At 71.2% G+C, this 23776-nt stretch carries 33 protein-coding genes; 21 read left to right on the top strand and 12 right to left on the bottom strand.

Going from position 1 to position 23776, the window contains the following annotated elements; translation table 11 throughout:
* Positions 1-43: 43 nt before the first annotated feature.
* From QSJ33_RS01310 to QSJ33_RS01285, 6 genes are all read left to right on the top strand, one after another.
* Positions 44-589 carry a hypothetical protein gene (locus tag QSJ33_RS01310; RefSeq protein WP_285722311.1) on the top strand — a complete coding sequence of 182 codons (546 nt, stop codon included), beginning with the start codon at positions 44-46 and terminating at the stop codon, positions 587-589.
* Positions 590-610: 21 nt separating this feature from the next.
* Complete coding sequence (locus QSJ33_RS01305; protein WP_285722309.1) at positions 611-1003, top strand: YybH family protein; 393 nt, start codon at positions 611-613, stop codon at positions 1001-1003.
* 44 nt (positions 1004-1047) lie between these two features.
* Positions 1048-1284 (top strand): DUF2789 family protein, encoded by a 237-nt coding sequence (locus tag QSJ33_RS01300; RefSeq protein ID WP_285722308.1) that lies wholly within the window; start codon positions 1048-1050, stop codon positions 1282-1284.
* A gap of 84 nt (positions 1285-1368) precedes the next feature.
* Positions 1369-1842, top strand: a complete 474-nt coding sequence (locus QSJ33_RS01295) for a GNAT family N-acetyltransferase (protein WP_285722307.1) — start codon at positions 1369-1371, stop codon at positions 1840-1842.
* Positions 1839-2378 (top strand): DUF1572 family protein, encoded by a 540-nt coding sequence (locus tag QSJ33_RS01290; RefSeq protein WP_285722306.1) that lies wholly within the window; start codon positions 1839-1841, stop codon positions 2376-2378. Before QSJ33_RS01295 ends, QSJ33_RS01290 begins: the two co-directional genes overlap by 4 nt.
* Positions 2379-2389: 11 nt before the next feature.
* Entirely contained in the window at positions 2390-2788 is a 399-nt protein-coding gene (locus QSJ33_RS01285) for a hypothetical protein (RefSeq protein ID WP_285722305.1), read from the top strand.
* Positions 2789-2835: 47 nt separating this feature from the next.
* On the opposite strand, the gene QSJ33_RS01280 is transcribed toward QSJ33_RS01285, so the two are convergent.
* The 3 genes from QSJ33_RS01280 to QSJ33_RS01270 form a co-directional block, all read right to left on the bottom strand.
* Positions 2836-3168, bottom strand: a complete 333-nt coding sequence (locus QSJ33_RS01280) for a hypothetical protein (RefSeq protein ID WP_285722304.1) — start codon at positions 3166-3168, stop codon at positions 2836-2838.
* A gap of 73 nt (positions 3169-3241) precedes the next feature.
* Positions 3242-3418 carry a hypothetical protein gene (locus QSJ33_RS01275; RefSeq protein WP_285722303.1) on the bottom strand — a complete coding sequence of 59 codons (177 nt, stop codon included), beginning with the start codon at positions 3416-3418 and terminating at the stop codon, positions 3242-3244.
* Between the two features lie 73 nt (positions 3419-3491).
* Entirely contained in the window at positions 3492-3644 is a 153-nt protein-coding gene (locus QSJ33_RS01270) for a DUF3309 family protein (RefSeq protein ID WP_285722302.1), read from the bottom strand.
* Between the two features lie 374 nt (positions 3645-4018).
* On the opposite strand from QSJ33_RS01270, the gene QSJ33_RS01265 reads away from it, so the two are divergent.
* The 5 genes from QSJ33_RS01265 (at position 4019) to QSJ33_RS01245 (ending at position 6439) form a co-directional block, all read left to right on the top strand.
* Positions 4019-4555 carry a cysteine hydrolase family protein gene (locus QSJ33_RS01265; RefSeq protein ID WP_285722301.1) on the top strand — a complete coding sequence of 179 codons (537 nt, stop codon included), beginning with the start codon at positions 4019-4021 and terminating at the stop codon, positions 4553-4555.
* Between the two features lie 97 nt (positions 4556-4652).
* Positions 4653-5126, top strand: coding sequence for a GNAT family N-acetyltransferase (locus QSJ33_RS01260; RefSeq protein ID WP_285722300.1), 474 nt, complete (start codon positions 4653-4655; stop codon positions 5124-5126).
* A 69-nt stretch (positions 5127-5195) separates the two neighbouring features.
* Positions 5196-5507: a cupin domain-containing protein gene (locus QSJ33_RS01255; protein ID WP_285722298.1), complete on the top strand. Its 312-nt coding sequence runs from the start codon at positions 5196-5198 to the stop codon at positions 5505-5507.
* Positions 5508-5541: 34 nt separating this feature from the next.
* A complete protein-coding gene (locus QSJ33_RS01250; RefSeq protein WP_285722297.1) occupies positions 5542-5922 on the top strand; it encodes a nuclear transport factor 2 family protein in 381 nt (126 codons plus the stop codon).
* A gap of 28 nt (positions 5923-5950) precedes the next feature.
* A complete protein-coding gene (locus QSJ33_RS01245; RefSeq protein WP_285722296.1) occupies positions 5951-6439 on the top strand; it encodes a thioesterase domain-containing protein in 489 nt (162 codons plus the stop codon).
* Here the strand turns inward: QSJ33_RS01245 and QSJ33_RS01240 are convergent.
* Positions 6408-7190 carry a tetratricopeptide repeat protein gene (locus QSJ33_RS01240; RefSeq protein ID WP_285722295.1) on the bottom strand — a complete coding sequence of 261 codons (783 nt, stop codon included), beginning with the start codon at positions 7188-7190 and terminating at the stop codon, positions 6408-6410. The genes QSJ33_RS01245 and QSJ33_RS01240 overlap by 32 nt on opposite strands.
* Positions 7191-7249: 59 nt before the next feature.
* Positions 7250-8119 carry a winged helix-turn-helix domain-containing protein gene (locus QSJ33_RS01235; RefSeq protein ID WP_285722294.1) on the bottom strand — a complete coding sequence of 290 codons (870 nt, stop codon included), beginning with the start codon at positions 8117-8119 and terminating at the stop codon, positions 7250-7252.
* A 273-nt stretch (positions 8120-8392) separates the two neighbouring features.
* Between QSJ33_RS01235 and QSJ33_RS01230 the strand changes: the two genes are divergently transcribed.
* Entirely contained in the window at positions 8393-8953 is a 561-nt protein-coding gene (locus QSJ33_RS01230) for a type 1 periplasmic-binding domain-containing protein (protein ID WP_285722293.1), read from the top strand.
* A gap of 70 nt (positions 8954-9023) precedes the next feature.
* Here the strand turns inward: QSJ33_RS01230 and QSJ33_RS01225 are convergent, their stop codons facing one another.
* A complete protein-coding gene (locus QSJ33_RS01225; RefSeq protein WP_285722292.1) occupies positions 9024-10067 on the bottom strand; it encodes an NAD(P)-dependent alcohol dehydrogenase in 1044 nt (347 codons plus the stop codon).
* A gap of 115 nt (positions 10068-10182) precedes the next feature.
* Here QSJ33_RS01225 and QSJ33_RS01220 point away from each other — a divergent pair, with 115 nt between their 5' ends.
* Genes QSJ33_RS01220 through QSJ33_RS01210 form a run of 3 tightly spaced genes read left to right on the top strand, consistent with a single transcriptional unit; the run spans position 10183 to position 11734 of the window.
* On the top strand, positions 10183-10707 hold the full coding sequence (locus QSJ33_RS01220) for a GNAT family N-acetyltransferase (protein ID WP_285722290.1): 525 nt from the start codon (positions 10183-10185) through the stop codon (positions 10705-10707).
* A gap of 19 nt (positions 10708-10726) precedes the next feature.
* Positions 10727-11296, top strand: coding sequence for a thioredoxin family protein (locus QSJ33_RS01215; RefSeq protein WP_285722288.1), 570 nt, complete (start codon positions 10727-10729; stop codon positions 11294-11296).
* Positions 11297-11338: 42 nt separating this feature from the next.
* Positions 11339-11734 (top strand): VOC family protein, encoded by a 396-nt coding sequence (locus tag QSJ33_RS01210; protein ID WP_285722286.1) that lies wholly within the window; start codon positions 11339-11341, stop codon positions 11732-11734.
* Here the strand turns inward: QSJ33_RS01210 and QSJ33_RS01205 are convergent.
* From QSJ33_RS01205 to QSJ33_RS01195, 3 genes are all read right to left on the bottom strand, one after another.
* Entirely contained in the window at positions 11710-12711 is a 1002-nt protein-coding gene (locus tag QSJ33_RS01205; RefSeq protein WP_285722284.1) for a tetratricopeptide repeat protein, read from the bottom strand. The two genes, QSJ33_RS01210 and QSJ33_RS01205, sit on opposite strands and share 25 nt — an antisense overlap.
* Positions 12712-12812: 101 nt before the next feature.
* Positions 12813-13610, bottom strand: coding sequence for a hypothetical protein (locus QSJ33_RS01200; protein ID WP_285722283.1), 798 nt, complete (start codon positions 13608-13610; stop codon positions 12813-12815).
* A 63-nt stretch (positions 13611-13673) separates the two neighbouring features.
* Entirely contained in the window at positions 13674-14471 is a 798-nt protein-coding gene (locus tag QSJ33_RS01195; RefSeq protein WP_285722282.1) for a TrmH family RNA methyltransferase, read from the bottom strand.
* A 45-nt stretch (positions 14472-14516) separates the two neighbouring features.
* Between QSJ33_RS01195 and QSJ33_RS01190 the strand changes: the two genes are divergently transcribed.
* The 6 genes from QSJ33_RS01190 to QSJ33_RS01165 all read left to right on the top strand — a co-directional run bounded on the left by QSJ33_RS01190 (position 14517) and on the right by QSJ33_RS01165 (position 20988).
* Positions 14517-15425 (top strand): LysR family transcriptional regulator, encoded by a 909-nt coding sequence (locus QSJ33_RS01190; protein WP_285722281.1) that lies wholly within the window; start codon positions 14517-14519, stop codon positions 15423-15425.
* 79 nt (positions 15426-15504) lie between these two features.
* The gene (locus QSJ33_RS01185) at positions 15505-17079 is read left to right on the top strand and encodes an aromatic amino acid hydroxylase (protein WP_285722280.1); all 1575 of its coding nucleotides are present in this window, start codon (positions 15505-15507) and stop codon (positions 17077-17079) included.
* Entirely contained in the window at positions 17076-17327 is a 252-nt protein-coding gene (locus tag QSJ33_RS01180) for a 4a-hydroxytetrahydrobiopterin dehydratase (protein ID WP_285722279.1), read from the top strand. Before QSJ33_RS01185 ends, QSJ33_RS01180 begins: the two co-directional genes overlap by 4 nt.
* Before the next feature lie 263 nt (positions 17328-17590).
* On the top strand, positions 17591-18073 hold the full coding sequence (locus QSJ33_RS01175) for a hypothetical protein (RefSeq protein WP_285722278.1): 483 nt from the start codon (positions 17591-17593) through the stop codon (positions 18071-18073).
* Positions 18066-19229, top strand: coding sequence for a cytochrome c biogenesis ResB family protein (locus tag QSJ33_RS01170; RefSeq protein WP_285722276.1), 1164 nt, complete (start codon positions 18066-18068; stop codon positions 19227-19229). Before QSJ33_RS01175 ends, QSJ33_RS01170 begins: the two co-directional genes overlap by 8 nt.
* Before the next feature lies 1 nt (position 19230).
* Positions 19231-20988: a cytochrome c biogenesis protein gene (locus tag QSJ33_RS01165; RefSeq protein ID WP_285722274.1), complete on the top strand. Its 1758-nt coding sequence runs from the start codon at positions 19231-19233 to the stop codon at positions 20986-20988.
* Here QSJ33_RS01165 and QSJ33_RS01160 read toward each other — a convergent pair whose 3' ends face one another.
* Genes QSJ33_RS01160 through murD form a run of 3 tightly spaced genes read right to left on the bottom strand, consistent with a single transcriptional unit; the run spans position 20989 to position 23730 of the window.
* Positions 20989-21882, bottom strand: coding sequence for an alpha/beta fold hydrolase (locus QSJ33_RS01160; protein WP_285722272.1), 894 nt, complete (start codon positions 21880-21882; stop codon positions 20989-20991). It abuts the gene before it with no gap.
* On the bottom strand, positions 21882-22382 hold the full coding sequence (locus tag QSJ33_RS01155; RefSeq protein WP_285722270.1) for a hypothetical protein: 501 nt from the start codon (positions 22380-22382) through the stop codon (positions 21882-21884). Before QSJ33_RS01155 ends, QSJ33_RS01160 begins: the two co-directional genes overlap by 1 nt.
* A 19-nt stretch (positions 22383-22401) precedes the next feature.
* A complete protein-coding gene (gene murD / locus QSJ33_RS01150; protein WP_285722268.1) occupies positions 22402-23730 on the bottom strand; it encodes a UDP-N-acetylmuramoyl-L-alanine--D-glutamate ligase in 1329 nt (442 codons plus the stop codon).
* Positions 23731-23776: the final 46 nt, after the last annotated feature.

Genomic DNA, 23776 nt, shown 5'->3' with positions numbered 1-23776 from the left:
TCCGGCGCGCCGGGCCCCGCCCCCACTCCGGCTAGAATGGCCCATGGTCGCCGTCCTCCTCCTGTTCCTGCTCCCCGTTGGAGGCGGCATTCCGGCCGGGGTGCTGCTGGCCCAGGCCAAGGGGCTGCACTGGCCGCTGACCGCGGGGCTGTACTTCGTCTCGGACGTGCTGCTGGCCCTGGCCTTCGAGCCGGTGCTCCGGGGCTTCGTGCGGCTCGCGCGGCGCGTCCCGTTCCTGGCGCGGTTCGGCGCGGCCATGAAGGAGGCCACGGCCCGCAGCGCGGCCCACCTCGGCGGCCCGGGCGCGGGGCCCATCTCCCTCGTCATGATCGCCTTCGGCGTGGATCCCATGACCGGCCGGAGCGCGGCCCTGGCCGCAGGCCACGGCTTCCTGGCGGGCTGGGCCTTCGCCATCGCGGGCGACATGCTCTACTACGCCGTCATCGCCCTCACGACCCTGCGCCTGAACACCTACATCAGGAACCCGAACACCACGATGTGGATCGTCCTGGTGGGGATGCTCCTGGTGCCCATGCTGGTACGGCGGCTCCGGTCGGGGTTCGCCGCCCGGCGCAGGGCCGAAGCCTGACGCCCATCCCCCGGAGGCCCCATGGACCGCCACCCCGTCGAGCTGCTCATCGAGAAGGCCGACACCGCCATCAACCGGGAGGACTTCGACACCCTGATGGCCATCTACGCCGAGGATGCGGTGCTGGTGGTCAAGCCCGGCCTGGAGGCCCGGGGCCGGGACCAGATCCGCAAGGCCTTCGTGGCCATCGCCGACCACTTCGGCCACAGCCTGGCGGTGGAGCAGGCGGGCCTGGTGGTGCTGGAGGCCGGGGACACGGCCCTGGTGCTGGCCCGGACCGTCGTCTCGGCGACCACCCTGCCCCCCACGGTCCGGAACGCCACCTACGTCTTCCGGCGCGATCCCGGGGCCGGCTGGCTGTGCGCCATCGACAACTCGTACGGCCACGACCTGATGATCCAGGACGAAGGCTGAGCCTTTCCCTCCGTTCGGCCTACCCTGGATCCGAGGGGACCGCCATGGACACCCACCTGCACCCCATGACCGAGCTGTTCGCCCAGCTCGGCCTGCCCTCCAACCCCGAGGCCATCCAGGCCTTCATCGAGACGAACCGGCCCCGGGCGGCCCATCTCGCCCTGCCCGATGCCCCGTTCTGGACGTCCTCCCAGGCCGAGTTCCTGCGGGACCAGGTGCAGAACGACGCCGACTGGGCGGGCGTCATCGACGCGCTGGACGGGGCCTTCCACCGGGGCTGACAGCGGGTTCCGCAGACGGCCCGGGAGATCCCTGCCACGACAGGCATCCTCTGTGGCATCGTGTCCCCTTCAGCGGAGCCCGCCATGACCGACCCCCTCCTGATCCGCCCCGTGGCGCAGGCCGATTTCGACGCCTGGAGAGCGCTCTGGGACGGCTACAACGCCTTCTACGGCCGGTCGGGCCCCACGGCACTGGCGGAGGAGATCACCCGGACCACCTGGGCCCGTTTCTTCGATCCGTACGAGCCGGTGCACGCCCTGGTGGCGGAACGCGCCGGGACGCTGCTGGGACTGGCGCACTTCCTGTACCACCGCAGCACCATCCAGCTCGCCCCGAACTGCTACCTGCAGGACCTCTTCACCACCGAGGCCGCCCGGGGCCAGGGCGTGGGCCGGACCCTCATCGAGGCCGTGTACGACCGGGCCCGGCAGGCCGGCCTCCCCCGCGTGTACTGGCAGACCCACGAGACCAACGCCACGGCCATGCGGCTCTACGACACCCTCGCCGAGAAGTCGGGGTTCGTGGTGTACCGAAGGCTGGTCCGGGAGACCCGATGAACGGCGACCTCTACCTTGCCGATGCCCTCAAGCGCTTCCGCGAAGCGAAATCCCAGTGCGACCGTGCCCTCGCGCAGGTTCCCGTGGAACGCTGGACGCACCGGATCGATCCCGAATCCAACAGCCTCGCCACGCTGATGCTGCACCTGTCGGGCAACATGCTCTCCCGCTGGACGGACTTCCTCACCACGGACGGCGAGAAGCCGGACCGGGATCGCGACGCCGAGTTCGAGGATCCCGGGGCCTTCGATCCCGCGGCCCTGCGCGCCCGCTGGGAGCGCGGGTGGGCCTGCCTCCTCGGCGCCCTGGAGGGGCTCACCGGCGCCGACCTGGACCGCACGGTGACCATCCGGAACGAACCCCACACCGTCCTCGAGGCCATCAACCGCCAGCTGTCCCACTACCCCTACCACGCGGGCCAGCTCGTCCTCCTCGCCAAGCACCTGGCCCCGGGCCCCTGGCAGACCCTCAGCGTGGCCCGGGGGGGCAGCAGGGCCTACAACGCGGCCATGATGGGGGATCGGCCACAGCCTTGAGGAGCCCAGCCATGGATCACGAAGCGGAATTCACCCGGGCCTTCCTCGCCTCCGCCAAGCGCGCCCGCTTCATCCAGGCCCTGGCCCAGCCCAAGCACCGCGGTGAGGCCCTGGCCCAGCTGGACGAGGACCTGCCCTACATGCCCGGCTTCGCCACCGAGGTGCCCAGTGCCCAGGACTTCCCCGCGGAGCTGGAGAAGCTGCTGCGGGCGAAGGGGGCCGGCCCGACCTGCCACGTGATGGCCCTGGAACTGAAGGCCGACGGGCGGGAGCTGCCCCTGCGGGAGGCCCTCGACCAGATCTGCCTGCAGGGCTCGGGGGCCATCCTCTCATGCCTGCCGGGCCAGCTGGCCTACTACCGGCCGGCGGCCCCAGGCCGGGGCATCCTCTTCGAGCGCCACCGGCCCTGAGGCCCGTTCAGCCCGCGGCCGATCCCGGGGGACGCGGGGACGTCGCCTCAGTGACGGCGATCCCGGTCCCGATCCCGGTCCCGGTCCCGATCCCGATCCCGATTCCGATTCCGGTCCCGGCCACGCCACCGCGTCTCCCTCGGCCAGTGGGATCTCGGAAGCTCCATCCACGGGCCATTCCTGGAGGTGGAGTACTGCCACCGGTCATCGGCATAGTGGTAGTGATAGCCGTCCTGCTCGTAGTAGGGCCGGTCGGCATCCAGCTCGACGACCACCGGGAGGATGGGCACGACTTCCATGCCACCCCCGCGCCGGGGGGACACCAGGCACGAGGTCAGGATGAGGAAGGACGCCCCCAGGAGGATCTGTCTGTGATCCATCGTTTTCTCCTTCAGCTTGCGGTTGTTGGAATGGGACGTGGAAAGGATGTCCCGTCCCCGAGGAAGCGGACGCCTAGGCCGGCGGATCCTTCTGGCGGGTCGATTTGACGCCGGTGAGGATCCCGAAACCCAGCAGGATGATGGCTCCGACCGCAATCCACTGGGCGGGCACATGCAGCAGGAAGGCCCCGTAGATCAAGCCGATGATGAGGATCGCGAAACCCGCCGCGTAGAGCCCGAATGACATCATGGTGCTGCCTCGCTTTCGATGCTTCGACCCTGCTCCCGGAACGGCGCTGGCGGGGAACAGGGCCGCTCCGAGGCTAGATGCGGCCCATGAGGAGCAGGATGACGAGGACCAGCACCAGGAGGCCCAGCCCGCCACTGGGGTAGTAGCCCCAGTTCTTGCTGTGAGGCCAGGTGGGCAAGGCGCCCAGGAGCGCCAGCACCAGGATGATGATCAGGATGGTGAACATGTTCTGCCTCCTTCGATCCGGGCTGCAGAGGGGCCCCGCCCCGGAAGCCCGATGGGCATTCCCTGATGGGGCGCTGACCGCTGGCCCCGCAGCCTCGGCTCTCCCTTCCACATCAAGGAGCGTGCCGCCCGTGGCGTGAGTTCGGCTGGCGGATTCAACCTCATTCGACGCAGTCGTTCAGGGCATCCAGGTGGCGCGTCGGTGTTGGAATCGGACCGGGGCCCACCCCAGGACCGTTCAAAACGATGGCAAGCCTTGTTCAAAACGATGGGAGTACCCGCCTTCCGCCGGCCAGGCCCAGGTCACGGTCATCACCGGGGTCGTCCCCAACCCCTCCCGCGGTCCAGGATCCGCATCCGTATTACCCTTAGGCCATGTCCACCGCCCTCCTCGTCATTGACGTCCAGCGCGACCTCTTCGATCCGACGCCCCGGCCCTTCGAGGCCGACGCCGTGATCCAGCGCATCAACGCCCTGGCCGATCGGGCCAGGGGGGTGGGTGCCCCCGTGGTCTACATCCAGCATGAATATCCCAAGGGCATCCTGCTCCACGGCTCGGAGGGCTGGCAGCTGGCGCGCGGGCTCCGCCCGGCCCCGACCGATGCCTTCGTCCGCAAGACCACGCCGGATTCCTTCCTCCGCACCAACCTGCAGGGCCTGCTGGACGGCCAGGGCGTGAAGACCGTGGTGATCTGCGGCTACGCCAGCGAATTCTGCGTGGACACCACTACGCGCCGGGCCGCGGCCCTGGGCTACGGCGTGATCCTGGCTGCCGACGCCCACACCACCCACGACAAGAGCCATGCCTCAGCCGCCCGGATCCGGGAGCACCACAACGCCACCCTGCCCGACATCGGCAGCTTCGGACCCGTGATCCGGGCGGTGCCCGCCGCGGCGATCGTCTTCGGCTGATGGCCATCACCGGCCTCGACCGGGCCTCCACCCCGGACCCCTTCGGCACCCGCATCGAGCTGATCCAGGCGGCGAATGGATCGCCGGAGGCCTCCGGATGCTGACCCTCCACCTGGCCTCGGTCCCCGGAGACCTGGAGACCGTCCGGGAGCTGTTCCAGGAGTACCAGGCCAGCCTCGACCTCGACCTCGGGTTCCAGGGGTTCCCTTCGGAGGTGCGGGGCCTGCCGGGCCCCTACGCGCCCCCCGGCGGCCGGCTGCTCCTGGCCCGATGGAACGGCGAACCGGTGGGCTGCGCCGCCCTGCGCTCCTTCGAGGGCTCCCGCTGCGAGATGAAGCGGCTCTACGTGCGGCCTTCGGGCCGGGGCCATGGCGTGGGCCGGGCCCTGGTGACCCGGATCCTCGAGGAGGCCGGGGCCGTCGGCTATGCCGAGGTGGTGCTGGACACCCTGCCCACCATGACCGAGGCCCAGGGCCTCTACCTGGCCTTCGGCTTCCGCGACATTCCCCCCTACCGGCCGAACCCGGTCCCCGGCGCCCGGTTCATGGGAAGGCGCCTTCCAGTCTCCTGAGTCCCATCCGGCTTGTCCCGGCCATCCACCGGACGGTACCCTGGCCGTCCACGACGGAGGCCCCACGCCATGACGCTCATCCGCAGCCGCGACTTCACGGCGACCCGCGCCTGGGGCGCCCTCGACATCGCGAACATGGGGGGCGTCACGACCCGCCTGCACTGGGCGGACCAGCCCTATGAGTGGCACGTGAACGACGGCGAGGAGGTGTTCGCGGTGCTCGACGGCACCGTGGACATGCACGTCCGGGAAAACGGGGTGGCGCGCGTGACGACCCTGGAGGCGGGGGACATCTTCTTCGCCGGACTGGGTTGCGAGCATGTGGCCCATCCGCGCGGCCCGGCCCGGATCCTCGTGGTCGAGAAGGAAGGCACTGTCTAGCGGCCCGCCCCGAGCGGCCCCGGAAAGGTCCCCCATGCCCAGCACGCCCAAAGCCGTCGTCGCCGCCTGGGTCGAGGCCTTCAACCGGAAGGACGTGGACGCCCTGGCGGCCCTGTACACGGAGGACGCCGTGAACCACCAGGTGGCGGAGGCGCCGGTGGAGGGACGGGAGGCCATCCGCGCCATGTTCGCGGCGGGGTTCGCGGCGGCGGAGATGGTCTGCATCGTGGAGAACTGCTTCGAGGACGGCGCGTGGGCCATCCTCGAGTGGCGGGATCCCCTCGGCCTGCGGGGCTGCGGCTTCTTCCACGTGGTGGGCGGCCGCATCGCCTTCCAGCGCGGCTACTGGGACAAGCTCAGCTTCCTCCGCCAGCACGGCCTGCCGCTGCCGCCGACCCGGGAATCCCGGCGCTGATGCCCAAAATCCAACTCCCCAGGTGACCATGGTTTCCGGACAGGACCTCCAGCAGTACCTCCACGACCACATCCCCCTCTCCCGGGCCATGGGGGTGACGGTCCGATCCGTTTCCGCCGAGGGCGTCACCCTCGAAGCGCCCCTGGCCCCGAACCTCAACCACCGCGGAACGGTCTTCGGGGGCAGCGCCTCCTCCCTGGCCATCCTGTCGGCCTGGGCCCTGGTCCACAGCCGCCTCCGGGCGGAGGGCCTCGACAGTCGGCTGGTGATCCAGCGCAACACCATGGCCTACGAAAGCCCCACCGAGGGCGCCTTCAACGCCACCGCCGCCCTCGCGCGACCGGAGGCCTGGCCCACCTTCCTCCGGACCCTGCGGCGGATGGGCCGGGCCCGGGTCGCCGTGGTCTCCGAACTCCAGTGCGGGGGCCAGAGAACAGGCCGTTTCGAGGGGGAGTTCGTGGCCCTCGAAGCCGTCAGGGGTCCGGTCAGCGTGGACCGGCCGTCACCGGACCGCTGAGCACGGCCCGCTGCAGGGCCGGCCGCAGGGCGACCCGGGCTGCCTCCGCCCTGGCCAGCTCGGCGCGCGCGCCCGGACGGTCGCCAGTCTCCAGGAGCAGGGCCAGAAGGTTGTTCCAGGCGTCCGGCTGGCGGGGATCGGCCTGGATGGCCAGCCGGTACCGGGCGATGGCCTCGGCGGGACGGCCCAGGCGGTAGAGGCAGTTCCCGTGGAGCAGGTGGTAGGCCGCGGGCACGGCGAAGGGGGTGTCCTGGTGGAAGAGCTGCCCCTTCTTCCCCTCCAGGTAGCGCAGGGCGCTCTCCTTGGTCATGAAGAGATGGTGACTGCACCCCGAGGGATCCCCACCCCGGGCTGTCAGCTCGTCGAGGCTGACTTTGAGGGCCTGGGCCTCGGCCGCCTCCTGGGCCTTCAGCTCGGCGAGCTGGTCGTGGTACTGCTGATCGAGGGCGGCCAGGGTCCGTTCGGAGGTTTCCACGTGTGCCAGGGCCCCGGCGAAATCCCGGTGCTCGTAGGCCATCTGGGCGAGGAGGAAGTGGGCTTCGAAGTGGTCGGGGATCTTCTGGAGGCAGGGCTCCAGGAGGTGCAGGGCGTCCGGGAACCGGCGCTCGGCCAGGGCCTGGCGGGCCTCGACAATGCGGGCGTCCAGGGCCTGGTAGCGCCTGAAGATGGAGATGTCCCCGGAAGCTCCGGCCGCCAGGGACAGCCCCGCCATGAGGAGGATCAAGCCGCGGATCGGCTGGAGGATGCGCATCGGAGAGCTCCGTCAGACCGGCGCCAGTCTAGCCCCTTCCCGAGGATGCGCCAGGAGGATCAGTGGACGGCGGCGACTTCCGCCTCGACCCGGTCAGCCACGAAGGCGGAGATCCTCCGGTGCACCTCGTGGAGGTCCCCGCTGCCGGCCAGGAAGGATTCGCTGGCCAGGGTCCCACGCTGGCCCTGGAGGAGGACGGGGATCCGGTAGCCCTCGGCCTCACGGCGCAGGGTCCAGACCAGGCGGAGGCGCCGCCCCTTCGGCTGGGGGCCACCGGTCAGGGCGTGCTCCAGGTGGACCACGGGCAGCCCCCGCGCCCCCTGGAGGTCCCGGCCCACTTCCTGGGCCAGGGCCGCGGCGAAGTAGTCCACCGCGGGATCACCGGTGGTGTTCTCCAGGGGCAGGATCTCCACCGCCATCGGACGGTCGCGGACGACGGCCCACAGCCCGACCGCCCCCCCCAGCATCGCCAGGACCAGGCCCCCGCCCAGCCAGATCCGGCGGCTCCGGGTGAAGGGGCCGGACCGGTCGGCAATCCCCCCGCGGACGCCGGAATCGGGCCGATGAACCGGCATGGGGAAGGAGCCGGATTCGGGTGGAGGACTGCCCGGCAGGGGCAGCACCTTGGCCACGAAGCGGTAGCCCTTCCGGGGGACGGTCTCGATGAACCGGGGCTTCTCCGCCGAATCGCCCAGGGCCTGGCGCAGCCGCCAGGCCGCCGCATTGAGGCTGTCCTCGAACCCCACGTGGATGTCCCCGCCCCAAACCCGCTTCTGCAGTTCATCGCGGCTCACCAGCTGGCCCGGCCGTTCCAGGAGGCAGAGCAGCAGCTTGAGGGGCTGTTCCTGGATGCGCACACACTCCCCCCCCTTCCACAGTTCACCTGAACTGGGATCCAGCTCGAATCCGCCGAAGGACCATTTCGCCATGCGGCACCGGGAGGTGGTGCGTCCGGGGGGAAGTATGGGGCCGAGGCGGGCCGGTTCAAGTTCCGTCCTGGGCGCCTAACCAGCCTCTCACCCGGGGAAGGGCCCCGCGGAACCCGGCCCGGGGCGAGCTCGCAACGCATTCCGATCCAGCAGATCACCATTCATGCATCGTTCATGGCGCGGTTAGGTGTATCTGGCCCAGCTTCCCCTTGCCGCCCCAATCCCGTGGGGCGCCCGGACCCCGATCGGGTCCCCTCTTCATGGAGGCGTCCCATGTTCCGTCCAAGCACCCTCTTCATCCTCGCCGCCCTCACGGCCACCCTCGCCGCCGAGGACTTCGGACCGGTGGTCAAGGCGGCCGGGCTGGTCTTCCCCGGCAAGTCCCACTTCGGCGTCGTCTGCAACTATGGTCGCAGCCGCGCGGCGGTGGGGGACCTCCTCCAGGCCCTCCCCGAGGGTTCCACCCTCACGGTGGTCGACGCCCATGACTACTCCCAGGTGGCGACCGCCGGCGCCATGGTCCTCCAGAAGGGCGTCCAGCTCCTGGCCCTCCTGCCCAACGATCCGATCGTGCGGGACGGTTCTCCCTTTGCCACTGGGATCGTGAATCAGGTGAAGCACAACATCCCCGCCTTCGGCACCACCCCGGCCGCCATCAAGAACGGCTGCGCCATGGCCCTGGGCGCCGCCACGGGCTGGGAGCTGCTGCTGAATCCGGCCCTGGTGGATCCGGCTCTGAAGGGCATCATCGGGCCCATCGAGATCACCAAGGCTCCCCAGGCCGCGGCGCTCGAACCGGCGAAGGTCCAGTTGGTGAGCCCCGCAAGCCACTGAACCCGAGTTCCACCCGAAGGGACGCCCCGCACCAGCGGGGCGTCCCTGCGTAGGGCCTTGACGGCGGATCCTACAGCGTCTTCATGTCTAGCACGAACCGGTAGCGGACATCGTTCTTCAGCATCCGCCCGTAGGCCTCGTTCACCTGCTGGACGGGGATGAGCTCGATGTCGGAGACGATGCCGTGCTCCGCGCAGAAATCGAGCATCTCCTGGGTCTCCTGGATGCCGCCGATGAGCGAGCCGGTGAGGATCTTCCGCCCGCCGATGAGGGCGATGGCGGCCACGGGCGTGGGCTCGGGCGGCACGCCCAGGAGCACCATGGCGCCCTCGACGCGGAGCAGCCCCAGGTACTTGTTGTAGTCGTGGGGGGCGGAGATGGTGTCGATGATGAGGTCGAAGTGGCCCGCCAGCTGCTTGAAGGTGGCGTCGTCGGAGGTGAGCGCGAAGTGGTGGGCGCCCAGCTTGCGGGCGTCGGCCTCCTTGGACTTCGAGGTGCTGAGCATGGTCACCTCGGCCCCCATGGCCGCGGCCAGCTTCACGGCCATGTGGCCGAGGCCGCCCAGGCCCACCACGCCCACCTTGTCGCCCTTCTTCGTCTTCCATTGGCGCAGGGGCGAATAGGTGGTGATGCCCGCGCAGAGCAGGGGCGCCGCGGCGGCGAGGTCCAGCTTCGGGGAGACCTTCAGTGTGAAGGCCTCGTCCACCACGACGCTGGAGGAGTAGCCGCCGAAGGTGGGGGTCTTGCGGTCCATCTCGGTGCTGTTGTAGCTCCAGGCGCAGCCCTTTTCGCAGAACTGCTCGAGCTGGCGCTGGCAGCTGGGGCAGGTGCGGCAGCTGTCCACCATGCAGCCCACGCCCGCCAGGTCGCCCGGCTTGAAGCCCTTCACGTGGGCGCCCACGGCGGTGACGTGGCCCACGATCTCGTGGCCCGGCACCATGGGATACATCGAGTTGCCCCATTCGTTGCGCACCTGGTGGAGGTCCGAGTGGCAGATGCCGCAGTAGGCGATCTCGATCTGCACGTCGTGGGGGCCCACGGCGCGCCGCTCGATCTGGAAGGGCGCCAGCGGAGAGGTGGCGGAGGCGGCGGCGTAGGCCTTGGCGAGGGACATGGGGACTCCTTGTAGCACCGGACCTCCACTCTAAGCAGGTCGGCCCCGGGCGGACAGCAGGTACCTCCGGGTGCGCGGGGTTGGCAGGGTCGCCCGCTCCGGCGATCCTGGGACCATGCAGCCCCTTGAGACCGGACGCCTGCTCATCCGCCCCCTCCGCCTGGAGGACGCCCCCTTCATCCTCCGCCTGCTCAACGAACCCTCCTTCATCGAGCACATCGCGGACAAGGGGGTGCGCACACTGGACCAGGCCAGGGCCTATCTCGAGGAGGGCCCACTCCGGAGCTACGCGCTCCACGGGCATGGGCTCCTGCTGGTCCAGCACCGCGAGACGGGCTCCCCCATGGGGATGTGCGGGCTCATCCGGCGCGACAGCCTGCCTGAAGTGGACCTGGGCTATGCCTTCCTGCCGGAGTTCTGGGGCCTGGGCTTCGCCGAGGAGGCCGCCCGGGCCTGCCTCGCCTGGGGCCGCTCGGCGCTGGGCCTGCCGGCCGTGCTCGCCATCGTCTCGCCCGGGAACGCCGCCTCGATCCGGCTCCTCGGCAAGCTGCAGTTCCACCCCACCGGATCCATGACCCACGCGCCCGGGGACGAGGTGGACGTCTACCGCCGCGCCTGGGATGGGCCCATCGCCGAGTAGCTCCGACCGAGGAGGTCCCATGCCCCGCCCCGCCACCCTGCCCACGATCGACTGGAAGGCCGTCTTCGATTCCGGCCTGGACTACCCCGCCTGGCTGGCCGCCGCCGAGTCCCCCGACCAGCGGGACAAGCTGGAGGCCCAGCGGGCGGCCCTCGCCCTCGAGCCCCAGACGGCGGGAACCCTCGCGGCCCTGCCCCGTCCCGTGCATGTCATCGCCATCGCGGAGGACTGGTGCGGCGACGTGGTGCGCCACGTCCCGGTGCTGCAACGCATGGCCGAGGCCGGCCCGATGCTGAAGGTCCGCTACATCACGCGCCAGCAGTGGCCGGATGTCTTCGTCCGCTTCCTCACCAACGGCGGCGAGGCCATCCCCAAGTTCATCTTCCTCAGCGACCGCTTCGTGGAGTGCGGGAGTTGGGGGCCCATGCCCGAGGGCTGCCGGGAGCTGATCGCCCGCGGCAAGGCCTGCGGCGACGTGGCCGCCGCGCGGAAGAAGGTCTCCGCCCGCTATGAGGCCGACGGCAACCGCCGCGAGGTCCTGCGCGAGCTGCTGGGCCTCGTGGACGTGGCCGCCAGCCGGGAGCCCTAACCCGCGGGCCGCCCCTCCCCGTTCCCCTGGAGAGGATGCACCATGAAGGCAGCGACGACGGTTCGGATCGCCCGGCCCACGGACCGGCTGGGCGCGGTGGTCCGGTTCTACCGCGACGGGCTGGGCCTGTCCGAGCTGGGCGGATTCCAGGATCACGAAGGGTTCGACGGCGTGATGCTCGGGCTGCCCGGGGCTCCGTGGCACCTTGAATTCACCCACCAGCGCGGCCATGCGGTCGGGGACGCCCCCACCCGCGACCACCTGCTGGTGCTCTACTTGCCAGACCATGCCGCCTGGCAGGCGGCCGTGGACCGGATGGCGGCGGCGGGACAGGCGCCGGTGCCCTCGTACAACCCCTACTGGGACCGCCTCGGCCGGACCTTCGAGGATCCGGACGGCTACCGCGTGGTGCTTCAGAACGCGGCCTGGCCCGCCTGACCCCCGGTCCCGGGCGCGTCCGCCTGAAGCCGGGAGAGGGCGCCGGCGATCTCCCGCAGGCCGGGATGCCGCGCCCGTTCCGCCTCGAGGTAGGCCAGGGCCTCCTCGCGCCCCCGCCATTCGCCGAGGACCTGGCCCTTGAGGAGGACCGCCCGGGGATCCTCGGGGTTCCGGGCCAGGATGGTCTCGTAGCGGTCGATGGCCGCGCGGTACTCCCCCCGGCGGACCTGCACCCTGGCGAGGCCCAACTGGGCGCAGCGGTCGTAGCCCTGGGCCAGGGCCCGGTTGAACAGATCCTCCGCTTTGGCCAGCTGCCCCAGGCGGCAGAAGCAGTCCCCCGCCCGGGTGAGCACCTGGCGGTTTCCGGGGTCCGCCCTTAGCACTTCGTCCCAGAAGGGGGCGGCCTCCTCGAACCGGCCGAGCCCGCGGAGGGCGTCGGCCAGGCCGAACAGGGCGTAGGCATTGTCGGGCTCCGCCTTCAGGACCGTGCGGAAGTGGTGGGCGGCACGCTCGAAATCCAGGCGCCGGCGGCAGAGATTCCCGGCCATGGTGCGGATGTTCAGGAGGGTGGGGTCCAGTTCCAGCAGGCGTTCCCAGGCCGCCAGGGCCTCGTCCGGCCGGTGGGCCTTGTGGTGGAGGTCACCGAGCCCCATCAGCGCATAGCGGTTCCGGGGATCGTGGCGGAGCGCCGCCTCGTAGTGCGCCACGGCCCGCTCCCGGCGCCCCGTCCGCCGACAGGCATCCCCGACCCGGGCCTGGACCGATCCGTCCTCCGGGCGCAGGGCCAGGTAGCGGTCCCAGGCGGCCAGGCAGGCCTCGTAATCCCTCAGGCCCCGGCAGGCGTCGGCCAGCCCCTGGAGCGCCTGGAGATGATCCGGCGCCGCGTCCAGGACCCTGCGGAAGCAGTCCGCCGCGGCCCGGAAATCCCGGGCCTTGCGGTTCGCCTGTCCGGCCTGCATCAAGCCCTGGAGATCCATGGTTTCCCCGCGCTGGCTCCGAGTGTAATCCCGTGGAGGGTTCCCGGCGTGACACCCTTTTTCACACGGACGCCCGGCCCGCCGGAATCCCGCGGCCCGGATCAGACCAGGTGGGCGAGGATGAGGATCCCCGGGAGCGTGAGCGCCAGATCAACCGCCAGCGGACCCCAGGACTCCAGCATGAGCAGGGGCCGACAGGCCGCCAGGGCCGCCAGCAGCAGGCCGTCCGCGACGAGGCCCAGCCTTCCCTGGGCGAGGCCCGTGGCCGCGCCGACGATGGCGACCAGGGCGGCGACCAGGAGCGTCCGCCCCACCCCCACCTGCACCGGGAGGCTGCGCACGCCCCGGGCCCGGTCGCGGGCGGCATCGTTCACGTCGCAGAGCAGACACCCCGCCGCCAAGAGCAGGAACAGCGGCAGGGCCACGGGATGGGCCAGGGACCGCCACCCCAGCCAGGAACCATCGGCCAGGGGTAGCGCGAGGCCGGCCCAGGTCCACACCAGCGGCACGAGCAGGGCCTTCACCCAGGGATAGGCCTTGGCCCAGCGGTAGGCCAGGACGGCGGTCGACAGCACGGGCAGCAGGGCCAGTGTCCCGACGGGCATCCGGGGCAGGAGCATCAGGGTCCCCGCGGCACAGGCCACGAATCCCAGGCGGAGGAGGGCCAGCAGGGCCGGCGAGGCCGCCTCGGCCGGATCAGCGAGCCGGTCGTAGCTGTAGGCGGCCCCGATGCCCAGCAGCAGCAGGTCCCGGCCCGCCGGGGAGACCGGAAGCCCCGTGGCCCGGCCGGCCACCGTGGCCACCGTCCAGCCCAGGGCCACGGGCCAGAGGTAGTGGAGCAGCCGCGCCGGGGTGGAGGTCCCCGCGCCGCTCTCCCGCGCCTCGATCCGATGTCCCATGTCCCTCCCGGCGACCGGGGCCGCGGTCCGGCCCCGGAAGGATGGTAGCGGCATCGGTCCCCCTCAGCGGCCCGGAGTGCCGGGGTCTCCCATCCGGAACATCAGGATGGCGCCGGCGGCGGCGACGTTGAGGCTGTCCATGCCGGAGGCCATGGGGATGGCCACGGCCCGGTCGCAATGCGCGAGCTGGGCCGGATCGAGGCCGGTGTCCTCGGATCCCATCACCAGGGCGCACCGGGACGCCGGCGTCCAGGCCCGGGCGTCCTCCGCGCCGGGGACCAGGGCCGCGGCCACGATCTCCGAATCGGGTCCGGCGGCTCGCCAGCCCGACAAGGCGGGCCAGGGATCCTCCTCCCGCCAGACGGGGACGCGCCACACGGCACCCATGGACACCCGCACCGTGCGGCGGCTCCAGAGGCCCGGCCCCGGCCCCGCCAGCACCCCGTCGAGGCCGAGGGCCGCGGCGCTGCGCAGCAGGAGGCCCAGGTTTTCCGAATCGTACAGGCGCGGGAGCACCAGCAGGCGCCGGGCCGCGCGCAGGGCTTCCCGGGGCGGGGACGGGGGCACGACCGCGCAGGCCATGAGGCCGCGGTGGAAGGGAAAGCCTGCCAGGTCCGACAGGGCCGCCGGTTCAGCCGTCAGGAGTTCCGTCCCCTCCGGAAGCCGGCCGGCCAGGGCCTTCGCCGCGGCCGTGGTGGCGGCCACGGAGACGATCCGCGGTCCCCCCCGGGCCGCGGAGGCCAGCAGGTCCTCCACGAGGATGCGCCCCTCGGCGATGAAGCAGGGGCCATGCTCCGGATGCTCCCGGGTGCCGGCGAAGCGCAGGTCGCGGTAGGGGGTCCAGGGATCGAAGGCCGGCATGGCTCCAGCGTAGCCCCGGCGGCCGGATTGCGGTTCCATGGAGCCATGTCCCGCAAGCTCCCCCGTCACCTCACCTGGCTCGAGGCCTTCGTGGCCGCGGTGGAGACGGGCTCGCTGGAGGCCGCCGCCCAGCACCTGGGCGTGGCACGCTCCGTGGCGAGCGAGCACCTGCGGGCCCTGGAGGAGGCCCTCGCGGAGGGCCAGCCGCTGCTGGAGCGGGGCCCGGGTCGCCGCCTGCGCCTCACGCCCCGGGGGGAACGGCTCTTCGCCGCGGCCCAGGCGCCCTTCCACCAGCTCGACCTCAAGCGCCTGCGCGACCTGGCTTCGCCGGAACCCAGCCTCCGCCTGGGCCTGAATCCCACCCTCTCCGCCCTCTTCATGGCTCCGGTGGCCTCCGCCGCGGCGTCGGCCGGGCTGCGGCTGCAGGCCGCCTTCGGCAGCGCCCACGACCTGGTGCTGCAGGTGCAGACGCGGCAGCTGGACCTGGCCCTGAGCTTCACGCCCCTGCCGCCCCACCGCGACGTGGCCTTCCGTGTCCTGGCCAGCCTGCCCTTCGTCGTGCTCGCCGCCAAGGCCTGTCCCCTCGATCCGGCGAAGGCTTCGCTGCGGGTCAAGGACCTCGCCGGGCTGCCTTTCGTGGACTGGCTGCGGGACGATCCGTACGGCGGCGCCAATTCCGCACGGTTCGCCGAAGCCGGCATCCAGGTCGAGGAGGCCGCCCAAGTGGAGAGCTTCCTGCAGCTCTATCCGGCCCTGCGGGCCTTCCGGGCCTGCGCCATCGCCCCGGACCTGCGTGCCCTGGCCCCCTTCCCCTCCGACCTGCGCGCCTGGCCCCTTCGGGAGCGGAAGCCCCAGGCCGTGGACGTGGTGGCCCTCTGGCCCGCCGGAGGACTCAGCGCCGCGGCGGAGGCCTGCCTGGAGGCCCTGGCGAAGGCCCTGCTGAAACGTCGTTAATCCGACGATCGGTTCATATTTTTTTGGATTTCCGCCGGATGTTCCGACAGCTAGTCTGGATGCTCCAGCGGAGCCCGCCTTGACCCCCACCGAACGCGCCATCCACAGGCTTCCCGCCCACCTGCGGCGCTACGTGGTGGACCAGGATCCCGGGGCGTACACGCCAAGGGACCACGCCGTCTGGCGCCACATCCTCCACAAGCTCACGGACCACCTGGCCGGGAAGGCCCACGAGAGCTACCTGGCGGGACTCGCCGCCACGGGCATCGGCCTGGAGCGCATCCCCAGCCTCGACGAGATGAACGTCAAGCTGGAAGGCCTGGGCTGGTCGGCGGTGGCGGTGCGGGGCTTCATCCCCCCGGCGGTGTTCACGGAGCTGCAGTCCCTGGGCGTGTTGGCCATCGCCGCCGACATCCGCAGCCACGAGCACATCGGGTACACGCCGGCTCCCGACATCGTCCACGAGAGCGCCGGGCACGCGCCCATCCTGGCGGACCGCCGCTACGCCGAATACCTGAAGCGCTGCGGCGAGGCAGGCTTCCGGGCCATCGCCAGCGTGGAGGACCAGGCCGTATTCGAGGCGATCCGCAACCTCAGCGTGGTGAAGGAGGATCCCGCCGCCACGCCGGAGCAGGTGCAGCTCGCGGAGGAGCGCCTGCACGCGGCCTCCGCCAGCCGCCGCTACGTGAGCGAGAGCACCCGGGCCAGCCGGCTCTACTGGTGGACCGCGGAGTACGGCCTGGTGGGCGATCTGGACGCGCCGCGCATCTACGGAGCGGGCCTCCTCAGCAGCCTGGGCGAGGCCACCCACTGCCTCACGCCCGCCGTGCGGAAGCTGCCCCTGGACCTGGCCTGCGCCGACACCGAGTACGACATCACGCGGATGCAGCCCCAGCTCTTCGTGGCGCGGGACTTCGACCACCTCTTCGAGGTGCTGGAGGCCTTCGAGGCCACCCTCGCCTGGCGGCGGGGTGGGGACCTGGGCCTGGAGGAGGCCCTGCGGGCCCGCACCGTCAACCACCTGGTGCTGGAGGGCGGCCTGGAGCTGACGGGCCGGGTGGCCGAGCGGGTGGCCGCCTCCCGCCCGGTCGCGCCGGACCTCGCCACGGCCCTGGTGCGGTTGGAGGGCCCGGTGCTGCTGTCCCGCGGGAACCGGGCGGAGGGTCGCCCCTGGCCGGGCCAGGCCCTGGTGGCCTTCGGACAGGCCGCCCTCCCGGAGCGCGGCGCCTTCAGCCTGGACCTGCCCTCAGGCCTCTTCCTCACCGGCTTCCGGGTGGGCGGGCACGAAGTGATCAACCTGCGCGTCCACCAGGATGGCCGGCCCCTGGACCTGCCCAGCTGGGCCCTCCTCTTCCTCAGCGGCGACCTGCCCTCCGTGGCCGGCGGTCCGGCGGATCCCGAAGCCTGGGACCACTGGTTCGGGGACCAGAACGCCTTCGCCGAGGGCGAGGCCGAGGCGGAGGCCCGCGCCCGGAAGGCCGAGGCGCTGTCGCCGGAGCTGGCCGCGCTCTACGAGGAGGTCCGCGCGCTCCGGGAGAACGGCCGGCCGGATCCGGGCCGTCGGGAGGCCCTGGCCGCCCGGGCCTCGCGCCATGCGGGGGAATGGCTGCTGCAGGCGGAACTGGCGGAACTGGCCCCGGAGGTGATCGCATGACCTGGATCGAACGCGACGGTGCCCTGCACCGTGAGATCAAGACTCCCGATTTCCTGACGGCCTACCGGCTGGTGGGTGCCCTGGTGGCCCCTGCCGAGGCGTTGAACCACCATCCCGATCTGGAACTTGGATGGGGCTACGTCCGCATCCGCCTCACCACCCACGACGCCGGCGGCGTGACGGACCTGGACCGCCGGCTGGCCGCGGACTTCGACAAGGTGATCGACGCATCTGTTGCACTTCTGTGACGTTGGGCCCCTCGGGACTGTGACCTTCGTCCCTCATCCAGCTCTGTGTCCGGACACGTACTGAGGCTAGGCTGGAGGGCATGAGGAACCCCCTGCCCATCCCACCCCCCGTCTCCGGCTGCCCGAAGGCACGCCGGACCTCCTGGTCCATTGTCCTTCCCGCTGCCCTCGGAACCGTGGTTCTGGCTCTGGGCTCGGGATGCAACCGCGACGACGTCGCCCACTACCGGGTCCCCAAGGAAGCTGGATCCGCGCCAGCCGGCATGGCGATGCCCCCCATGGGCATGCCCCTGGGTGGCGACATGCAGGCGCCGCCGACCCCCTCGGGCAAGACCGCCCTCAAGTGGACCCTCCCCAAGGGCTGGGCCGACGAGCCGGCTGGCGGCATGCGCTTCGCCACCCTCAAAGTCCCCGTCACCGGCAAGATCGACGCCTCCGTGGTGGTGCTGCCCGGCACCGCCGGGGGCGAGCTGGCCAACGTGAACCGCTGGCGCGGCCAGATCGGCCTCCCGCCCATCGACGAGGCCCAGCTCGCCAAGGAGCGCACGGTCCTCAAGACCAAGGCCGGGGATCTCTCCGTGTTCGATTTCACCAGTGATGGGCAGATCAAGAGCCGCATGGTCGCCGGCCTGATCACGACCGCCGACGGCAACACCTGGTTCCTGAAGATGACCGGGGACGCGGGTCCGGTGGGCCAGGCCAAGCCCGAGTTCATGCGCCTGTTGGGGAGCATCCGCCTTGATTAAGCAGATCGGCACCCGTCTCTGGAAGTTCATCTCCTCCTTCGAGCTGACCATCGTCACGCTGGCCCTGCTCATGGCCCTGGTGTTCCTCTGCACCCTCGCCCAGGTCCAGCTCGGCACCCTCGGCGCCGTGAACCACTACATGCGGTCGTGGTTCGTCCTGTGGCAGCCCAAGGATTCCAACCTATTCATCCCGGTGTTCCCCGGGGGCACCCTGGTGGGCCTGGTGCTGGTGCTGAACCTCATCGCCGCCACCATCAAGCGCCTCAGCTTCACCTGGCAGAAGGCCGGGCTCTGGATCGTCCACACGGGCCTCATCCTCCTCGTCGCCGGGGAATTCGCCACGGGCGCCTTCCAGGTGGACACGAACATGGCCATCGAGGTCGGCCAGACGGTCAACTACGTGGAAGCCCCGCGCAGCATGGAACTGGCGGTGATCGACACCACCGATGCCGCCTATGACGACGTCTACTCCATCCCCGAGGCGACTCTGGCCCGGGAAGGCACCGTGGCCATCCCGGGGACGCCCCTGGCCATCCGCGTCCGGAAGTTCTTCCGCAACGCCAACCTGAGCGCCCTGGGGCAGGGCGACGCCCCCTCCATGGCCACGGCCGGCGTGGGGCCCGGGGTGAAGGTGGTGGGGCAGCCCCCCGTCACCCGGGACGACGACATCAACCACACCACCGCCTTCATCGAGCCCATCGCCGGCGGCCACAGCTTCGGCACCTGGCTGGTCTCGACGGACCTGGGGGCCCCGCAGGGGTTCACCTACGAGGGGCGGAACTACCGCCTGCTCGTCCGCCCGCGGCGGATCTACCTCCCCTACGCCATCACGCTGAAGAAGTTCAGCCATGACGTCTATCCCGGCACGGACATCCCCAAGAACTTCTCCAGCCTCATCCACCTCTCCAATCCCAACACGGGCGAGGAGCGGGACGTGCTGATCTACATGAACCAGCCCATGCGCTACGACGGCAAGGCCTTCTACCAGGCCAGCTTCGGCAAGGGCGACACCCTCTCCATCCTGCAGGTGGTGGGCAATCCCGGCTGGCTCATCCCCTACATCTCCTGCGTGCTCGTGACCATCGGCCTGCTCATGCATTTCGGCATCACCCTCCGTCGCTCCATCAAGCGGCGGCAGACCCAGAAGGAGGGCTGACATGAAGCTTTCCAAGCTGTTCCCCTGGCTGGTCGGCGCCGTCGCCCTGGCCTGCGTCTTCCTCGCCCTGCTGCCCAGCGGCAAGGTCCGCGGCTTCGATGTCGCGGGCTTCGGCAGCCTGCCTGTGCTCGAGGGCGGCCGGGTGAAGCCCATGGACTCGGTGGCGAGGAACTCGCTGCTGATGATCCGCGGCCAGCAGAGCTTCCGCGACGGGGGGAAGACCCTCAGCGCGGACGAGTGGCTGATGGACCTCATGTTCCGGCCCCAGGTGGCCGACCAGCAGCCGGTCTTCCGCATCGATGATCCGGACGTCCTCGGCCTCATCGGCCTGAAGCAGTCCTCGAACCGCTACTTCAGCTTCCAGACCCTCGGCCCCCACCTCGAGGAGATCCAGAAGCAGGCCCAGGCGGCCCAGCCCATCGAAGCGCAGAAGCGCACCCGCTTCCAGGGGGCCGTCGTCAACCTGTTCGACCGTGTCTACCTCTACTACAAGCTGCGCAACACCATGCAGCTGGCGGGCACCCCCGGCCTGGCCTTCGAGCTGCAGACCCTCGGCGCCCCCGATGCGGCCCAGCGTCACGCGGACCTGGCCCAGATCGCCCAGTTCCGCCCCCTGCCTCCCCTGCCCGGCCAGAGCCCCGACGCCTGGCAGAGCACCGGCGAGGGCCTGCGCGCGGCCGATGCCGGGACGGTCCATCCGGCCCTGAGCCTCTACGCCCAGGCCAGCCTGGCCTATGCCTCGGGCGACGCCCAGGGGTTCAACAGCGCGGTCAAGGCCCTGGAAGCCAGGGTCGCCTCGGAGCGGCCCGAGTTCGTGAGCCACGCCGACCATGAAGTCCTGTTCAACCGGGCCCAGCCCTTCTACCTGGGCATGCTGCTCTATGTGATGGCGCTGATCGTGGTGTTCGTCTCCTGGGCCTGGAAGCCGGAGATCCTCCGGCCCTCGGCCTTCGCCCTGCTCTGTGTGGGCGCTTTCGTCCACACCGCCGGACTGATCTTCCGCATCGTGCTCCAGGGCCGTCCCCCGGTGACGAACCTCTACTCATCCGCCGTCTTCGTGGGCTGGGGCGCCGTGATCCTCGGCCTCATCCTGGAACGCCTCTACAAGAACGGCTTCGGCACCGCCGTGGCCACCGCCGCGGGCTTCGCCTCCCTCATCGTGGCCCAGCACCTGGGCACCGACGGAGACACCATGGAGATGATGCGGGCCGTGCTGGACTCGAACTTCTGGCTCGCCACGCACGTGGTGACCATCACCATCGGATACAGCGGCACCTTCCTGGCCGGCGCCATCGCCATCGGCTACACGATCCGCAAACACCTCGTGGCCGATCCCGATCCGGAGACCACCCGGTCCCTGGTGAGCATGGCCTACGGCATCATCTGCTTCGCCCTGTTCTTCAGCTTCGTGGGCACCGTGCTCGGCGGCATCTGGGCCGACCAGTCCTGGGGCCGGTTCTGGGGCTGGGACCCCAAGGAGAACGGCGCCCTGCTGATCGTGCTGTGGAACGCCATCATCCTGCACGCCCGCTGGGCCGGCTACGTCCGCGAGCGGGGGCTGATGGCCATGGCCATCTTCGGCAACGTCATGACCAGCCTCTCCTGGTTCGGCGTGAACATGCTTGGCGTGGGCCTCCACTCCTACGGGTTCATGGACAAGGCCTTCTGGGCCCTGTCCACCTTCATCGCCACCCAGGTCGTGCTGATGGGCCTCTGCCTCCTGCCCCCCCTCCGGGGCCGGGGCCACCGGCCCGCCTGATCAGAAGAAGGATCCGAGTTCCCCGAGGAGGCGCTCCGGCGCCTCCTCGGCCATGTAGTGGCCGCAGGGGAAGGGACCGCCCTCCACCGCCTCCGCGTAGTCCCGCCAGATCGCCAGGGGATCGAAGCAGCGGCCGATGACCCCGTCCTCGCCCCAGAACACCCGGAGGGGGCAGGCCACCCGGCGGCCGGCGGCCCGGTCGGCGCGGTCCAGGTCCAGGTCGATGCCGGCGGAGGCCCGGTAGTCTTCGCAGAAGGCGTGGACGGTTCCCGGCTGCTCCGCGCAGCGGATGTACTCCGCCAGGGCCTCCGGCGCGAAGATGCCGAGCCCCTTGGCTCCCCGGCCCATGATCCGGCGGACGTAGAACGCCGGGTCGGCCTCGATCATCCGCTCGGGGAGCGGCTCGGGCTGGATGAGGAAGAACCAGTGCCAGTAGGCCCGCGCGAAGGCCATGCTGGTCTGCTCGTACATGGCCAGGGTGGGGGCGATGTCCAGGAAGACGGCCTTCTCCACGGCCTCCGGATGGTCCAGGCAGAGCCGGTGCCCGACGCGCGCGCCGCGGTCATGCCCGCAGAGCAGGAACCGCTCATGGCCCAGGGCCCGCATGACGCCCACCTGGTCCTGGGCCATGGCCCGCTTCGAGTGGGCCGCATGGTCCGGCGTACCGGGCACCTTGTCGCTGTCGCCGTAGCCCCGCAGATCCGGCGCCACCACGAAGAACCGCTCCGCCAGCCGCGGGGCGACGCGGTGCCAGATCGCGTGGGTCTGGGGATGGCCGTGCAGCAGCAGCAGGGCCCGGCCGGCGGGGTTGCCGCCGCAGGCCAGGTGGATGCCGACCCCGCCCACCTCCACGCGCCGCGCCTGGAACCCAGGCAGGAGCGTGGCCTCCGGCATCAGGGCCTCCGCCGCATGGTGGCCTGGAGGTAGGTCGTGAAGGCGTCCGGCCTGCCCGGCTGGGCGATGTCGAAGGCCAGAGCCACCGTATCCGTTCCGGTCCGGCGGTAGGTGAGGCGGAACCGGGGGCCGGGGCCGGCGTCGCCCAGGAACACCGCGCCCTCCGCGGAGCCGGTCACGGTGTAGTGGATCACGTGGCCCTCGTTGTCCACGTAGAGGGCCCTCAGCCCGCCGCCCTCGGGGTACACCGTGAGGCGGTCCTCGTGCCGGGATGCGGCCCGCCCCGGCGCCGCCGGCGTCTCGGCCCAGCTGCGCCGGACCAGCGCGTGCCCATCCAGCTCGAGGCTGAACGTGGCCTCTCCCGACAGCTGGCCAGGCCGCCCACCCCCCTCGCCCGTCCAGGTCCCGAGCAGGAAACGCAGCGGCGCGAAGGGGTCGGCCGCCGGGGCCTGGGCCACCAGGGGCGCCGCCAGGAGGAGGGGGAGCAGGAGGCGTCGCATGGGGACTCCAGGAAGGGGTTCAGGCTCCGGCCCAGTCCCGCACGAGGGACTCGAAACGCTCGCCCCGCTCCTCGAAATTGCTGAACTGGTCGAAGCTCGCACAGGCCGGGCTGAGGAGCACCTGGTCGCCGGTCCGCGCCACCGCCAGGGCGCGGGCCACCGCCTCGTCGAAGGCGGGGACGGTGTCGTGCGGCAGGTCGCCCAGGTCCCGGGTCAGCTGGGGGATCGCTGCGCCGAGGAAGACCAGCCGTCTCAGCTTCCCTTCCAGGGCCTCCCGCAGGGGGCCGTAGCTGGCGCCCTTGTCGGTGCCCCCGAGCAGGAGGACCAGCGGTCCAGGGAGGGCGCGGATGGCCGTCAGCGTGGCATCCACATTGGTGCCCTTGGAATCGTTGTAGGCCTGAACCCCGTCCTTCTCGCCGCAGAAGGCGATGCGATGGGCCAGGCCGGGATAGCTCCGCAGGCCCTCGCGGATGGCCTCGACCCGGGCACCCCCGTGCCGGGCCAGCAGCGCAGCGGCCAGGGCGTTCTCGACATTGTGCCCGCCCGGAATCCGAAGCTCCCGCCGGGGGAGCAGGACCTCCTCACCCAGCCGGAGGACGCCGGCGGCATCGCACCAGGCCTCGCAGGGCGTCCAGCCGAACCGCACGGCCCGGCCGGCGCCAGGTGCGTCCTGCCACCACTCCGGATGGGCGGCGGGCACCACGCGCACATCGCCATCCCCCTGCCGCTCGAAGATCCGCAGCTTGGCGCGGCGGTAGCCTTCCAGGTCGCCATGCCGCGCCAGGTGATCCGGCGTGAGGTTCAGGAAGGCCGCCGCCTCCGCACGGAAGCCCGCCACGGACTCCAGCTGGTAGCTGCTCAGCTCCACCACGAAGACGGTGCCGGACGCGGCGCCCTCCACCGCCTCGAGGAAGGGCTGGCCCAGGTTGCCGCAGGCCACGGCGGGCAGGCCGGAGGCCCGGAGCAGGTGCGCGGTCAGATCGGTGGTGGTGCTCTTCCCGTTGGTGCCGGTCACGGCAAGCACACGGCTCCCGTCCCGCCGGGCCCGGAGGACGCGGTGGGCCAGTTCCACCTCCCCGATGACGGGTATGTCCCGCCGCAGGGCCTCGGCCACGAAGGGGGCCGTGCGCGGGATGCCGGGGCTCACCACCAGCTCGCCGCAGCGATCCAGCAGTGCGGGCGGATGGCCACCCCACACGCCGGGCACGCCGGCCTTCGCCAGGGCCGTCTCCAGGTCGGGCCCGGGGTCGGGACGGGCATCCGTCAGCACCACCTCGCGCCCCTGCCCGGCCAGGAAGCGGGCCGCCGCCAGACCCGAACGTCCCGCACCCATCACCACGGTCCTCATGCGTCCTCCGATTCCAGCCTAGGAGCCTGCCGCCGGAATTGGAACG

The sequence above is a fragment of the Geothrix rubra genome, from assembly GCF_030268065.1.
GTDB lineage: Bacteria > Acidobacteriota > Holophagae > Holophagales > Holophagaceae > Geothrix > Geothrix rubra.
Note: the sequence above shows the minus strand (reverse complement) of the source record. Positions and strands in the feature narration are given on the sequence as shown.